We start from the raw sequence: 14,497 nt of genomic DNA on the forward strand, positions 1-14,497 counted from the left end.
ATGAAATAAAAAGAGAGGGCTGTTACGATTATGAATCTCGATTTTACCGCCATACTTCCTTCAATGCCATATATTTTGAAGGGAATTGGCGTCACACTAAAAATAGTATTGGTTGCAGGCCTTCTTGGCTTTGCGTTTGGTATCATTCTTGCAATTTTTAAAATCAGCAAATTTAAAGCACTCAACTGGTTTGCAGATATTTATACATCGATTTTCCGCGGAACACCGCTTATTTTGCAGCTTATGATCATTTATTACGGAGCCCCGCAGATTATTGGCTTTGAGATTTCATCTTACACTGCAGCAGTTGCGTCTTTTTCTTTGAATTCTGCAGCATACATTTCTGAAATCATCCGTGCCGGAATTTTGGCGGTTGATAAAGGTCAGAAGGAAGCTGCAATGGCTCTTGGTGTACCTGGGAATAGAATGATGAAGGATATCATCCTGCCTCAAGCAATGAAAAATATCCTCCCTGCATTGATGAATGAATTCATCACTCTTACAAAGGAATCTGCAATCGTTACAGTCATTGCCGTTGATGATATCATGCGAAGGGCGTATATTGTTGGCGGTGAGCAGTATAGATTTTTTGAGCCGTTCATTTTTGCCGGTCTCATCTACTATCTCATGGTCATCTCCTTAACATTCATCGGTAAGCTAGTTGAAAGGAGAATGAGACAAAGTGATTAAAGTACAAAATCTTAATAAATCATTTGGCAAGCTTGAAGTTCTAAAAGGAATCTCAACGACAATCGATAACGGGGAGGTCGTTGCCATCGTCGGGCCTTCAGGATCAGGGAAATCAACGTTCCTCCGCTGCCTGAATTTACTTGAGCAGCCGACTAGCGGACAAATCCTGATTGGCGCCGATGATGTTACCGATAAGAAAACGAACATTATGAAAGTCCGTGAAAATGTCGGCATGGTGTTCCAGCACTTTCATCTGTTCCCGCATATGACCGTTTTGCAAAACATTACCTATGCGCCGATAAAGGTTAAAGGTATGTCCAAGGCAGAAGCAGAAAAGCATGGTCTTGAACTTCTTAAAAAAGTGGGACTCTCTGAAAAAGCAAATGAATATCCGAACAGATTGTCTGGAGGGCAAAAGCAGCGTGTAGCAATCGCCCGGGCGCTGGCGATGAACCCTGAAGTCATGCTTTTCGATGAGCCTACTTCTGCACTGGATCCGGAAATGGTCAAAGAGGTGCTTGAGGTCATGAAGTCTCTGGCTCACACTGGCATGACGATGGCCATTGTCACACATGAAATGGGCTTTGCACGTGAAGTGGCTGACCGCGTTCTTTTCCTGGATGGCGGTGTACTGGTGGAAGATGCTCCTCCAGCAGAATTCTTCAGCAGTCCGAAAAGCAGCAGGGCAAAAGAGTTTCTTGAGAAAATGCTGTAAATCCCTGCGGCTTGCTTTTATAAACGATGACGTATCTGATAAACTATGGATGATCATATCTGAATGGTATGATCATTTTTTTATTTGGTTTGATGATCAGCAATGAGACTGAAAGGACTCGCTTTCGTTGATCCAGTAAAAGTTTGATTGATAGGAGAATATACGGTGAAATTCAGAATTGGTTATCGGACTTTAAAAACAGCACTTGGTACGGCGCTCTCCATCGTCGTTGCCCAGCTTTTTGGCTTCGAGAATTACGTTTCAGCAGGCATCCTGACCATCCTCTGTATCCAGGTGACAAAAAAGAGGTCGCTGCAGGCATCATGGCACCGGTTCCTCGCCTGCATCATTGCGATGGCCTTCTCAGCGGTGTTTTTTGAGGGCATTGCCTACCATCCGCTTGTGATTGGATTGCTGCTGTTGTTCTTCATCCCGACCGTCGTCATGTTCAGAGCAAAAGAGGGAGTGGTATCCAGCAGTGTCATCATCATGCATATCTACTCTGCTGGAAAAGTAACAGGTGCTCTTTTATTCAACGAATTGGGAATCATCACAATTGGAATAGGTGTAGCGTTGATCATGAACCTTTATATGCCAAGTGTCGATTACAAGTTGGAGCAATATCAAAGAGAAATCGAGGCCCAGTTCAAGAAAATTTTCAGCGAAATTGCCAAATACCTTAAAAATAATGATTCCAGCTGGGATGGAAGGGAACTGACAGAGACTGCCGTGCTGATTGAAAAAGCAAAAGGCCTGGCGATCCAGGATGTCGAAAACAATATTTTGAGAGATGAGAACTTGTATTATCAGTATTTTAAAATAAGAGAAAAGCAATTTGAAATAATCGAGCGGGTGCTGCCATCGATCACCTCGATCCCTCAGCATGTGGAGCAGGCTAATATGGTCGCGGGGTTTATCGAGGATCTGGCTAAAGGAATCCATCCGGGTAATACGGTATTATTTTACCTGGAAAAATTGTTGAGGATGAAATCCGTATTTGAGAATATGGAACTGCCGAAAACCAGGGAGGAATTCGAGGCGAGGGCTGCCCTGCTTCATTTCGTCAATGAAATGGAACAGTTCCTTTTGTTGAAACGATCATTTAAAGGCCTGAATACTGGCAAGGATAAAAGTCAGCCTGCCGCGGCAAACTAACGGAAAAAGACGACGGAGGGATTAGCATGCCGGTGTTTATCTCCATGCTTCTAGCAGTTTTCATCTTTTCGCCTGTCTGGCCGCTGGGAACAAATCCGCTGCCGGGGGACCCATTTGTGATTGTGAATAAAAAAACGAACGAGGTCGCATTGATCAATGAGAACAGAGTGCAGACAGTTGTCAGCGCGGCAACTGGGAAATCAGAGGACCTGACACCTGAAGGTCTTTTCACAGTAACAGTTAAAGCTCCTGACCCGTATTATCGCAAGAAGGATATTCCGGGAGGTGACCCTAAAAATCCGCTGGGCAGCAGATGGATTGGGTTTGACGCTGAGAACACAGATGGCCGAACATATGGAATTCATGGAACGAATGACCCGGCAAGTATCGGCAAAAAAGTTTCCGGAGGGTGTATAAGGCTGCAGAACGAGGCAGTCGAATCACTATATGATTACATACCATTAGGCACAAAGATCCTCATTACATCATCACAGAAAAGCTTCATAGAACTGGGGCAGGAGCACGGCGCCATCAGTAAATAAAATAAAGGGCTGCCAGCTGGCAGCCCTTTGCTTATTTTATATACATTATAGGAAAGTAGCTAATCCCATTAGAAGGGTTGAAGCTAGCATAGTAAAAAGCATGACATATACTACGACCTTTCTGATATTCGGCTTTCGCATTAAAGAGATCCCCCTTCCAAAGCTTCAAATTCTATCTCTATTATTTTACATCCCCAGAACCATTTCAACAACCCTTTTAGTGGAAGCATTTAGACACGGTATAAAGGTATTATGTCAATCATAATGCAGAAATTACTATTTAAATAAGGAGGATTTGTGACATTTTTGTCGAATATTAAAATGGTTAAATATATTTAAATAATATTTGGAGGGAAATTCATGATAAAAAAGGTTGACCATATCGGCATTGCTGTCAAATCTCTTGAGCATGCCCTCCCATTTTATACAGATGTGCTGAAACTGACATTACTGGGGATCGAGGAAGTAGATAGCGAAAAGGTGAAAGTGGCTTTCCTGAAAGCCGGAGAAACGAAGCTTGAGCTTCTTGAGCCTCTATCGGAGGAAAGCGCAATCGCACGTTTTATTGAAAAGCGTGGAGAAGGAATTCACCATGTTGCACTTGGTGTGGAATCAATCGAGGAAAGAATCAGAGATATGAAGGAAAACGGAATCAAGATGATACAGGATGTTCCGAAAAAAGGTGCTGGTGGAGCGCTTGTAGCATTCATGCACCCGAAATCTACCGGCAGCATTTTATACGAACTTTGCGAGAAAAACAGGGAGGCTGAATAAAATGCCAGACATCTATGAAAAAATCAATGAACTATATGATAGACGCAGGGAAATTGAATTGGGCGGCGGCGACGACCGGATTGAAAAGCAGCATGAAAAAGGCAAGCTGACAGCCCGTGAACGAATTGAACTTCTTGTCGATCCAGGAAGTTTTGTGGAATTGAATCCCTTTATTCAGCATCGGAGCACTGACTTTGGGCTTGAGAATCAGAAGGGTCCCGGAGATGGAGTGGTAACCGGTTATGGAAAAGTGAATGGCAGGCCTATCTATCTGTTTTCCCAGGATTTCACCGTGTTTGGCGGAGCTTTGGGTGAAATGCATGCAAAGAAAATCGCCAATGTAATGGATCTGGCAGCCAAGAATGGTGCTCCCTTTGTCGGACTGAATGATTCCGGCGGAGCAAGGATCCAAGAGGGTGTTGTTTCTCTTGATGGGTACGGCCATATTTTCTACCGGAATTCGATTTATTCTGGAGTCATCCCGCAGATTTCTGTCATCATGGGACCATGTGCAGGGGGAGCCGTTTATTCACCGGCTATCACTGATTTTGTGTTCATGGTTGAAAAAACAAGTCAGATGTTCATCACCGGCCCTAAAGTAATTGAAACAGTTACGGGTGAAAAGATCTCCGCAGAAGATTTAGGCGGTGCAATCGTACATAATACAATCAGCGGCAACGCTCATTTCCATGGCCAGTCTGAAGAAGAAACATTGGGGCAGGTAAGATTGCTGCTGAGCTATCTGCCGCAAAGCTATGAAGAAAAGCCGCCGCGTCTTGAAGCGGATGAGCAGGATGATTACCGTCCGGACCTGACAGACGTGATTCCATTTGACGCTATCAGACCATATGATGTGCGCAAAGTAATCGAGCAGGTAGTGGATGCGGATTCGTTCCTGGAAATACAGAAGGACTTTGCCAAAAACATCGTGATTGGACTTGCAAGAATCAAAGGGGAGGTTGTCGGCCTAGTCTGCAACCAGCCAAAGGTGATGGCAGGAGGACTTGATATCGATTCTTCCGATAAAGCGTCTCGATTCATCAGATTCTGCGATTCATTCAATATCCCGATCATTACATTTGAAGATGTGACAGGATTTTTCCCTGGAATTAAGCAGGAGCATGGCGGCATCATCCGACACGGCGCAAAAATCCTCTACGCCTATTCAGAAGCGACTGTTCCTAAACTTACCGTAATTTTACGGAAAGCATATGGCGGCGCGTATGTTGCATTGAATAGTAAATCCATTGGGGCGGACCTTGTTTTTGCGTGGCCAAATGCCGAAATTGCAGTTATGGGGCCGCAGGGCGCCGCGAATATTATTTTTGCGAAGGAAATCCAGAACAGTGAAAATCCAGAACAGACAAGACAGCAAAAAATCGATGAGTATCGTGAAAAATTTGCGAATCCATATGTCGCTGCCAGCCAGGGCATGGTCGATGACGTCATTGATCCGCGTGACACACGGATTAAACTGATTCAGGCCCTTGAGATGCTTCGGACAAAGAAAGAAGATAGACCGGGCAAAAAGCATGGCAACATTCCGCTATAGGATTTAGGATTTGGTGTTGCCATTCAATTAGCGTTATACTCAAGTAGTATATACATAATTGGAGGTAGGCTTTGATGATTAACAACGAACGTTTATTGAATGAGTTTTTAGAGCTTGTCCAAATTGATTCTGAAACAAAGTATGAAACAGAAATCGCCCGCGTTCTCAAGCAAAAATTCGAGGATCTTGGGGTTGAAGTATTCGAAGATGATACGACAGCGCAAACGGGTCATGGTGCAGGAAATCTAATCTGCACATTGGAAGGGACAAAAGAAGGTGTTGATACCATCTACTTCACTTCCCACATGGATACAGTCGTACCCGCAAAGGGTGTAAAGCCATCCATCAAAGATGGTTATGTCATAACAGATGGAACAACCATTCTTGGTGCGGATGACAAAACGGGACTTGCGGTCATGCTTGAAACAATCCGTGTCCTGAAAGAACAATCCATTCCTCATGGAACGATCCAGTTCATCATTACTGTCGGGGAAGAATCGGGACTTGTTGGTGCCAAGGCATTGGATTCTTCTCTGGTAAAAGCGAAATATGGATATGCACTCGACAGTGATGGCAAGGTAGGAAACATCATTGTCGCAGCTCCTACTCAGGCGAAAGTGTCGGCTGTCATCCATGGCAAAACCGCACACGCTGGTGTTGCTCCTGAAAAAGGTGTATCCGCAATCACAATTGCAGCCAAAGCAGTTGCCAGAATGCCGCTTGGCCGCATTGATGAAGAAACAACTGCAAACATTGGCCGTTTCCAGGGCGGAACACAGACAAACATCGTTGCCGACCGAGCAGAAATCCTTGCTGAAGCCCGTTCCCTAATCCCTGAAAAGATGGAAGCGCAAGTGGCGAAAATGAAGGAAGCATTCGAGTCAGCTGCACGGGAAATGGGCGGCAAAGCAGAAGTTGATGTCCAGGTAATGTATCCAGGCTTCAAATTCGGCGAAGGTGACCTGGTAGTCGAACTTGCTAAAAAAGCTGCCGCAAAAATCGGCAGAAGCTCTGAATTGCTTCACAGCGGCGGCGGAAGCGATGCAAACGTCATTGCTGGCTTTGGTATTCCGACAGTCAACCTTGCTGTAGGATATGAAGAAATCCACACAACGAATGAAAGAATGCCAATCGAAGAGCTGGAGAAGCTTGCCGAAATGGTCATCGCTTTGATTCAAGAAGTAGCAGCACAATAAACCAAATGGCTTCCCTGCAGGGGGAAGCCATTTTTTATACGAACATACAGTGTTTAATAGACATTTTGAAGAATGGCGATAGTCAAAATGTCCAAGAACTGAGCTTTAATAGACATTTCAGGGAAAGCGGCAGTCAAAATGTCCAAGAACTGAGTTTTAATAGACATTTTAGAGAGAAATGATGATCAAAACGTCCAAGAAACCAGTCTTAATAGACATTTCAGGCAGAAGCGGCAGTCAAAATGTCCAAGAACAGAGTTTTAATAGACATTTTAGAGAGAAATGATGATTAAAATGTCCAAGAACAGAGTTTTAATAGACATTTTAGAGAGAAATGATGATCAAAATGTCCAAGAAACCAGTCTTAATAGACATTTTGGGGAAAAGCTGCAGTCAAAATGTCCAAGTAATGTGTTTTTTAGACATTTCAAGAAATAGTAATCGGCTAAATGTCCATATCCCCTTACTCATTTTTCATTAGTTCTAAAGATCGAACTGAAGAATCCGATATAATACTTGAAATGATCGACCTGATCAATCACTATGAACCCATTTTTATAATCTATTATTACATAGGGATAGAACTATAAATAAAGGAAGTGTACTCCAATGGCTGAAAGTACTAAGACGGTTGTGTTCCAGGCAGGGAATGAAGAATATGCTTTTCCGATTCTTTTCGTCATATCGATTGAAAAAATGGAAGGGATGACTGCGATCCCCCATATGCCTGATTATGTCACCGGAATTACGAAGGTAAGGGGAGATCTAATTCCAGTTATAGATTTGGAAAAGGTCCTCTATAATCGGGATATTCAGGCGGACGACAAGACGAGACTGATTGTACTGGAGACATCGGATATCTCGTTGGGAGTCCTGGTCAGGGATGCGAAGGAAATCCTTGAGATACCTCAGGAGAATTTAAAACAACCAGGTCTGATCGCATATCAAAATACTAAATTCATCACAGGCATCGCCAATTTTGAGAAACGGATGATCATGGTCATTGATCCAGAAACCTTGATCCAGTCACTCGAGGGAATCAAAGAGATTAAGGACTATATGAAAAATCAAAAACAGGAATTACATAACTAGTGTGATATAAAAACAAGCTGACCCCACGCGGGTCAGCTTGTTTTAGTTATAGTTTGAAACTGGAGAATGACTTTCTCAGGTTCTCGGCCATGCTGGACAATTTGCTGGATGATTCCAACAGTTCTTGCATGGTTGCGTTTTGTTCCTCTGTTGTAGCTGCTACCTGCTCGAGGAATTGCGCAGACTTTGAAGATGCAGTGATGACCTCGGTCGCAGACTGCGCCATGAATTCAATCTTTTCATTCGCACTCGTGACAGCACTGCTGACAGTGTCTCCCTTCAAGCTGACTTCCTCGATTGATTGAGCTATTTCTGTGAAGGTGGCCGCAACTTTCTCAACAAGTTCATTGCCTTTTTGGACGGTCACCTGGCTTTCATCCATGACATTTACGGCCAGGTTCGTTTCTTTTCCAGTTTGTTCAAGGATTGTGCGGATGCTGTCTGCCGCTCCAGCTGATTGTTCTGCAAGTTTGCGCACTTCCTGGGCCACCACACCGAAGCCTTTCCCATGCTCCCCGGCTCTTGCCGCTTCAATCGCTGCATTCAATGCCAATAAATTTGTCTGGTTTGATATATCAGTGATAATTTCAATGATTCGATGAATTTCCTGAGAATTGTTTTTCAGGGAGTGAATCACTTTGGCCAGTTCTGTTACTTTTCCATTGATTTCATCCATTTGTTCCGTCACATTGATAGCATATAGTTTTCCCTGTTCAATCTTTTGCTTCGTATCTGAAGTCGTTTGCAGGGTCTCCTGCATTGATCCAGTAACTTCGATTAATTGTGAAGACACATTTTCGACTGCTTCATTGGTGCGTTCCGAAATCTTAACCTGCTCATCTGAGGCAGAGGCAACCTGCATGATTGATGTCGTAATTTCATTGTTTGCTTCTGTGGTGGCCTCCGCATTTTCCTTTAGATTTCTCGACATTTCATTTACCTGGTCAGATGACAAAAGTATGCTGGAAATGGAAGCTTTAAGGTTACCGGATAATTGATTCATTGCCTGGATGATCTGGCCGACTTCGTCCTTGTTCTTTGCCTGCAGCGCTTTTACATTCAGTTCCCCGGCTGCGAGCTTCTTGCAGTAAGCAACAACATCCTTAAGATTTTTGCTGATGCTGCGGGAGACAAAGTACATTGCCACAGAAGAGATGATAAAGGCGATGATGATAAGGATGAAAGTATTACGGATCATGGAAGCAATTGAAGAATGAGTTTCATTCATGATTGTCGTCCTGTCATCCAGGATTGCCGTCTGTAACTGGTTTAATTTCTCGATATTCATATCCCTGATGGTTTCAGCTTTGTTCGCAAGACTGATTTGGGTGAAGATATCAACCTGTTCTCCGTTTTGCCTAAATTCATCCACAGTCTTTAAAATTTCATCAGACCAGATTTTGTCCATATGCTTATCTGTTTTGACGATTGCCTCGAATAGCGTTTGTGCATTTTCCGTTTTCACATTTGCTTTCAGTTTTTCAGCTGAGGCATCAAACTGTTCCGCTTCTTTTTTATAAAGTGTAAGAAGCTCTGGTTTTGGTTCGGTTATGTAGTCAGTAATAATAATGTATTTCTGGCGAAAAGTGGCCCCCATTTCGCTGATCATGATAGCGTAATCACTTTTCTCCTCTGCAAGGTCGATCGCATCTTGTAGGTTGCTCAAAACACTGGACAAATAAATAAAGCTGCCCAGGAAAATGACCATGATAAATGCGAAAACGCTTGCATACTTTCTGCCAATGGACCAATGCTGCATAAAAACTCCCCCGTCTTTGTATATCTATTTATTGATTTTATCGGGTTTCCCAGCGGAATCTTTAATCTTTTCCATTTTATCTTCACATAAAATTCACATTTGCCATCCAAACTTCGATTAAGTATATGATCGCTATTTTTGATAAACTAGAAGGGAACGTATATTTGGGAAGTGGCTGATATGAAAGAGATGTATCCAAAAAAGGGCAGAGTCATTTTACATGTTGATATGAACAGTTTCTATGCTTCCGTAGAAATGGCTTATGATTCTGAACTGAAGGGAAAACCCCTGGCCATTGCAGGCAACCCTGAGGAACGGCGGGGAATCATTGTAACTTGCAGTTATGAAGCAAGGAAATTCGGAGTAAAGACAACCATGCCGTTGTGGGAAGCAAAAAAGCTCTGCCCTGAGTTAATCATAAAAACACCGAATTTTGACAGGTACCGGGCTGCGTCTGGTGCTATGTTCGATATTTTACGCCAATATACCGAGCTGGTGGAACCTGTTTCCATTGATGAAGGGTATATGGATATTACGGATTGCGCTGACATCGGGGCACCATTGGAGATAGCTGAGAGCATTCAGAAACGGATTCTCGAGCAGCTTGATTTGCCATGCAGCATTGGAATCGCCCCTAATAAATTCCTGGCGAAAACAGCTTCCGATATGAAAAAACCATTGGGGATCACGATTTTAAGAAAACGGGATATCCCTCGGATCCTATGGCCGCTCGGAGCCGGAGAGATGCATGGAGTAGGAACGAAAACCGCGGACAAACTAAAAAGCATCGGTATTCAATCTATTGGCGACCTGGCAAAAGCAAATGATATCCAATTGAAAGCCCTGTTAGGGATTAATGGCCTGAAGCTGAAAAATAGAGCCAACGGTCAGGATAATAGAATGGTGGATCCCGAATCCGTCTATGACTTCAAGAGTATCGGCAATTCAACAACCCTGCCGAGAGATCTCTCGAATCAGCATGAACTCCTGAAGGTCCTTGATGGCTTATCAGAGCAGGTAGCTGCCAGGATGAAGAGAAAGGAAGCTGTCGCAACCACCATTAGCATCATGATCCGCTTTAAGGACAGAAAAACGATCACAAGAAGCCAAAAGCTCCCGAACCCGGTTTCAAAGAAAGACGAAATTGCTGCTGCGGCAAAAGCTTTATTTTTAAAGCATTGGAACGGTGATCCTGTCCGCTTGCTCGGAATCACCGGAACAGATCTGCTAGAGGCAGATCAGGCTGTTAAGCAGCTCGACTTGTTTTCTTACGAACAGGATGCAAAAAAAGAGCCTTTGATCAATACGATGAGCCAGCTGCGTGAAAAATACGGTAAAAGTATTATCGAAAGCGCTGGTTTACAGGTGAAGAAGCACTCTTCAAGGGAAAACCCCAAGGCTGGCACAAGCTTTAATAAGGATTTTCTTCAGGACCGCAAAAGAAATGGCGATACCGAGAAAAAAGACTATTAAAGTTGTTTAGCTTCCAGAGGTTAAGTCAAAATATAGAGGGATGAAGCCTATTGTTTGCACGACCCTGGATTCATTGTTACATTAGTTTGTAAGTTTTTAAAAACCAGTTATGAAAAAGGAAGGAAGTTGGAATGATGTCAAAACAGCAAATCGGAGTCATTGGCCTCGCTGTTATGGGGAAAAACCTTGCGATGAATATTGAAAGCCGTGGGTATTCTGTTTCCGTTTATAATCGTTCTAGAGAAAAGACGGATGAAATGCTCGCCGAAACGGAAGGCAAGAACATTTACGGAACGTTTACAATCGAAGAATTTGTTGAATCCCTCGAGAAACCGCGGAAAATCTTGCTGATGGTAAAGGCCGGGGCTGCGACCGACGCGACAATCGATCAATTGAAGCCTCATCTTGAAAAGGGCGATATCATCATCGATGGCGGTAATACATATTTTGCCGATACACAGCGGCGGAACAAAGAATTGAGCGAGCTTGGACTTCACTTCATTGGCACCGGGGTATCTGGAGGGGAGGAAGGCGCACTGCATGGACCGTCCATCATGCCTGGTGGGCAAAAGGAGGCATATGAGCTGGTTTCGCCGATCTTCCAGGATATTGCTGCTAAGGTCAATGGGGACGCGTGCACAACATATATTGGTCCTGATGGAGCGGGCCATTATGTAAAAATGGTCCACAATGGAATCGAGTATGGCGACATGCAGCTGATCGCAGAATCTTATTTCATGCTGAAGCATGTTCTTGGCTTGAGTGCTGAAGAGCTGCATGAAGTGTTCGCTGAATGGAATAAAGGTGAGCTGGACAGCTACTTGATTGAAATCACAGCTGATATTTTCACAAAAAAGGACGACGAAACAGGCAAACCGCTTGTCGACGTAATCCTTGATACTGCAGGCCAAAAAGGAACAGGAAAATGGACAAGCCAGAGTGCGCTAGACCTTGGGGTTCCGCTGCCTATCATTACGGAATCCGTTTTCGCGCGTTTTATTTCGGCCATGAAGCAAGAGCGGGTTGAGGCAAGCAAGGTACTTTCCGGACCAGAAGCGAAACCATTTGATGGTGACAAAAAGGGATTCATTGAATCGATTCGAAAGGCACTGTATCTGAGCAAAATTTGTTCTTATGCACAGGGCTTCGCCCAGATGAGAGCGGCATCAGAAGAATATGACTGGAACCTGAACTACGGAGAAATCGCGATGATTTTCCGCGGAGGCTGCATTATCAGAGCCCAGTTCCTACAGAAAATCAAGGAAGCGTACGATCGCGACCCTGAGTTGAAAAATTTGCTGCTTGATCCTTATTTCAAGGAAATCACTGAAGGCTATCAGCAGTCACTGCGGGAAATCATCTCCGCTGCTGTTCTTAACGGAATTCCGGTTCCGAGCTTCTCTGCTGCCCTTTCCTATTTCGACAGCTACCGGACAGAAACGCTGCCGGCCAACTTGATACAGGCGCAGCGCGATTATTTTGGCGCCCACACCTATCAGCGCATTGACAAAGAAGGAATCTTCCACACTGAGTGGATGGAATAAGACACTGTAACAGCGGATTTTGTATCCGCTGTTTTTTATTGTAAATAAAGGTGTTTTTCGTATGAAAGGAAGGGTTTGCCTCAAGATGAGTCGAAATCTTTTAAGTAGATAATTAGATTGGAGGGAATAGCATGGCAGATCGTTACCCTGTTCTTGAGGGAGCTGAACCATTCTATTTTGAAGGAAATAGAGTTGGTATCCTTGTATCTCATGGTTTTACAGGCTCTACACAGAGTATGAGGCCACTAGGGGAGGCGTATGCTGAGGCAGGATATACCGTATGTGGTCCCCGCTTGAAGGGACATGGTACACATTATGAAGACATGGAACAAACCTCTTATCGTGATTGGATTGCGTCGGTGGAAGAGGGATTTCAGTGGTTAAAAGATAGGTGTGACACGATTTTTGTGACAGGCCTGTCAATGGGCGGAACGCTGACGTTGTACATGGCTGAAAAATATCCTGAATTCCGGGGGATTGTCCTGGTCAATGCCGCTGTTGATATCCCGGCAATGGAGCCTGTCCGCCAATTGGAAGGCACCAGGTTTTTGGATGCAATTGGATCTGACATTAAAAAAGCGGGAGTAACGGAACTAGCTTATGAAAAAACGCCGGTCCAATCAGTAAAAGAAATTTTAACCTTCATGAAAGAAGTTAAAGATGACCTGGCGAAAATATCTTGCCCAGCTTTGATCTTTGTTTCTGAGGAAGACCATGTGGTGCCGCCGGATAATTCTCAAACCATTTATGAAAATATCAGCTCTGAAACAAAAGAAATCTATCCCTTAAAAGAAAGCTATCATGTTGCAACTCTTGACAATGATCAGCACATTATTATTGAAAAGACACTGCAGTTTATCAAAAGGAATCTTTAGAGGGCATTCAATTGCCTTCTTTTTTTTGGAAAAAGGAATGTTTAAGTCTCAGAATAAGAACTCCTTTTCTCTCCTCTTAGCCATAACCGCAAGCAGAGCCATGCAAGGAGACTTAATAAGACCAGCAAACTTTCCAGGGAAAAAATATACCATGGATAGGGACCGAGTAAATCCATGAAACTGGGGCTATCAGGTTTATGGCGCAAAAACCAATAGTTCCCGTCAGCGGTTTTATTAATTAACAGGATTACGGGCAGAAGCAGATTGATGAATAGAATGACCTTTAAAACTGAACTGAATGTAGGGTGAAATCCCTTTGCCAGAGTGAAATAAAGGGTCACCCATACAATCATCATATGGGCATAGAAAAAGTGGAAAAAGCGAAAATGAGGGAAGCCATAGGTTAAAGCAGGTGTGATGATCGCCTGGGTCGCACCCAATAAGGCAATGAAAAACAATAGCTCAAAAAAGAGTTTCTTTCTGGTTAACAGTAAACCAATAGCCAGGAAGAGACCTATATTACATAGTTCCAAGGGCATGGAGCGTCCTAGCTTCCAGACAGCATGTTTATACATCCAGTAATGATTGAAGAGCTCGATCAATATTAATGAGAATGCTGTCAGCAGCTCAGCTTTCCGCCACTTTTCATTACTTAATTTCCGCCTGTTTAAAAAAATTGCCGTATTTACAAATATGAAGATCGCTAAAATGGCAAGATGGCTCTCTGAAAACATGGCAAAGCTGAATGTCTTGTTGCTGTGTCCGAACCATCCCATACCTTTCACCTCTGTTTAGTTAATAAGACAAATATAAGTTTTCCTTTTCAGGATTTTTTTATGTGAAAAGGTGAAACCAATCTTTGGCAGATACGTAAAAGAAGTATAGTTAAAAAAAGGGAGTTGGAAGACAATGACCGACAAAGGGTGCATAAAATGCGGGAGCACGGACGCAGCACAGAAGGATGTCGCGATGACTGGTACGGGATTATCCAAGATGTTTGATATCCAGAATAACCAGTTTACTGTTGTGTATTGCAAGAAGTGCGGATACTCCGAGTTCTATAACAAAGAGGTATCTGCAGGCTCGAATATCCTTGATTTCTTTTTTGGAGGTTAAACAAAAGGCCCGCC

At 43.5% G+C, this 14,497-nt stretch carries 15 protein-coding genes; 12 read left to right on the top strand and 3 right to left on the bottom strand.

Annotated features, from left to right (window positions below; translation table 11 throughout):
- Positions 1-30: 30 nt before the first annotated feature.
- From FS736_RS10215 to FS736_RS10230, 4 genes are all read left to right on the top strand, one after another.
- Positions 31-690 (top strand): amino acid ABC transporter permease, encoded by a 660-nt coding sequence (locus tag FS736_RS10215; RefSeq protein WP_144476464.1) that lies wholly within the window; start codon positions 31-33, stop codon positions 688-690.
- Positions 683-1,405, top strand: coding sequence for an amino acid ABC transporter ATP-binding protein (locus FS736_RS10220; protein WP_144476467.1), 723 nt, complete (start codon positions 683-685; stop codon positions 1,403-1,405). The genes FS736_RS10215 and FS736_RS10220 overlap by 8 nt, the downstream gene beginning before the upstream one ends.
- A 165-nt stretch (positions 1,406-1,570) precedes the next feature.
- Positions 1,571-2,560: an aromatic acid exporter family protein gene (locus tag FS736_RS10225; protein ID WP_144476470.1), complete on the top strand. Its 990-nt coding sequence runs from the start codon at positions 1,571-1,573 to the stop codon at positions 2,558-2,560.
- Positions 2,561-2,586: 26 nt separating this feature from the next.
- Positions 2,587-3,102, top strand: a complete 516-nt coding sequence (locus FS736_RS10230) for a L,D-transpeptidase (protein ID WP_144476473.1) — start codon at positions 2,587-2,589, stop codon at positions 3,100-3,102.
- A gap of 45 nt (positions 3,103-3,147) precedes the next feature.
- Here the strand turns inward: FS736_RS10230 and prli42 are convergent, their stop codons facing one another.
- Positions 3,148-3,243, bottom strand: a complete 96-nt coding sequence (gene prli42 / locus FS736_RS24290; RefSeq protein ID WP_186326750.1) for a stressosome-associated protein Prli42 — start codon at positions 3,241-3,243, stop codon at positions 3,148-3,150.
- Positions 3,244-3,462: 219 nt separating this feature from the next.
- On the opposite strand from prli42, the gene mce reads away from it, so the two are divergent.
- The 4 genes from mce to FS736_RS10250 all read left to right on the top strand — a co-directional run bounded on the left by mce (position 3,463) and on the right by FS736_RS10250 (position 7,716).
- Positions 3,463-3,876, top strand: a complete 414-nt coding sequence (gene mce / locus FS736_RS10235) for a methylmalonyl-CoA epimerase (RefSeq protein WP_144476476.1) — start codon at positions 3,463-3,465, stop codon at positions 3,874-3,876.
- 1 nt (position 3,877) lies between these two features.
- The gene (locus FS736_RS10240; RefSeq protein ID WP_144476479.1) at positions 3,878-5,428 is read left to right on the top strand and encodes an acyl-CoA carboxylase subunit beta; all 1,551 of its coding nucleotides are present in this window, start codon (positions 3,878-3,880) and stop codon (positions 5,426-5,428) included.
- 74 nt (positions 5,429-5,502) lie between these two features.
- The gene (locus FS736_RS10245) at positions 5,503-6,624 is read left to right on the top strand and encodes a tripeptidase T (protein WP_144476482.1); all 1,122 of its coding nucleotides are present in this window, start codon (positions 5,503-5,505) and stop codon (positions 6,622-6,624) included.
- A 609-nt stretch (positions 6,625-7,233) separates the two neighbouring features.
- On the top strand, positions 7,234-7,716 hold the full coding sequence (locus FS736_RS10250; protein WP_144476485.1) for a chemotaxis protein CheW: 483 nt from the start codon (positions 7,234-7,236) through the stop codon (positions 7,714-7,716).
- 46 nt (positions 7,717-7,762) lie between these two features.
- On the opposite strand, the gene FS736_RS10255 is transcribed toward FS736_RS10250, so the two are convergent.
- Positions 7,763-9,475 carry a methyl-accepting chemotaxis protein gene (locus FS736_RS10255; protein ID WP_144476488.1) on the bottom strand — a complete coding sequence of 571 codons (1,713 nt, stop codon included), beginning with the start codon at positions 9,473-9,475 and terminating at the stop codon, positions 7,763-7,765.
- A 180-nt stretch (positions 9,476-9,655) separates the two neighbouring features.
- Here FS736_RS10255 and FS736_RS10260 point away from each other — a divergent pair, with 180 nt between their 5' ends.
- The 3 genes from FS736_RS10260 to FS736_RS10270 all read left to right on the top strand — a co-directional run bounded on the left by FS736_RS10260 (position 9,656) and on the right by FS736_RS10270 (position 13,367).
- Positions 9,656-10,948, top strand: coding sequence for a DNA polymerase IV (locus FS736_RS10260; protein ID WP_144476491.1), 1,293 nt, complete (start codon positions 9,656-9,658; stop codon positions 10,946-10,948).
- Positions 10,949-11,082: 134 nt separating this feature from the next.
- Positions 11,083-12,492, top strand: coding sequence for an NADP-dependent phosphogluconate dehydrogenase (gene gndA / locus FS736_RS10265; protein ID WP_144476924.1), 1,410 nt, complete (start codon positions 11,083-11,085; stop codon positions 12,490-12,492).
- Between the two features lie 131 nt (positions 12,493-12,623).
- A complete protein-coding gene (locus FS736_RS10270; RefSeq protein ID WP_144476494.1) occupies positions 12,624-13,367 on the top strand; it encodes an alpha/beta hydrolase in 744 nt (247 codons plus the stop codon).
- 41 nt (positions 13,368-13,408) lie between these two features.
- Here the strand turns inward: FS736_RS10270 and FS736_RS10275 are convergent, their stop codons facing one another.
- Complete coding sequence (locus tag FS736_RS10275) at positions 13,409-14,143, bottom strand: YwaF family protein (protein WP_144476497.1); 735 nt, start codon at positions 14,141-14,143, stop codon at positions 13,409-13,411.
- 133 nt (positions 14,144-14,276) lie between these two features.
- Between FS736_RS10275 and FS736_RS10280 the strand changes: the two genes are divergently transcribed.
- On the top strand, positions 14,277-14,483 hold the full coding sequence (locus FS736_RS10280) for a zinc ribbon domain-containing protein (protein WP_144476500.1): 207 nt from the start codon (positions 14,277-14,279) through the stop codon (positions 14,481-14,483).
- Positions 14,484-14,497: the final 14 nt, after the last annotated feature.

Source organism: Cytobacillus oceanisediminis 2691 (assembly GCF_007678455.1).
GTDB lineage: Bacteria > Bacillota > Bacilli > Bacillales > Cytobacillaceae > Mesobacillus > Mesobacillus oceanisediminis_A.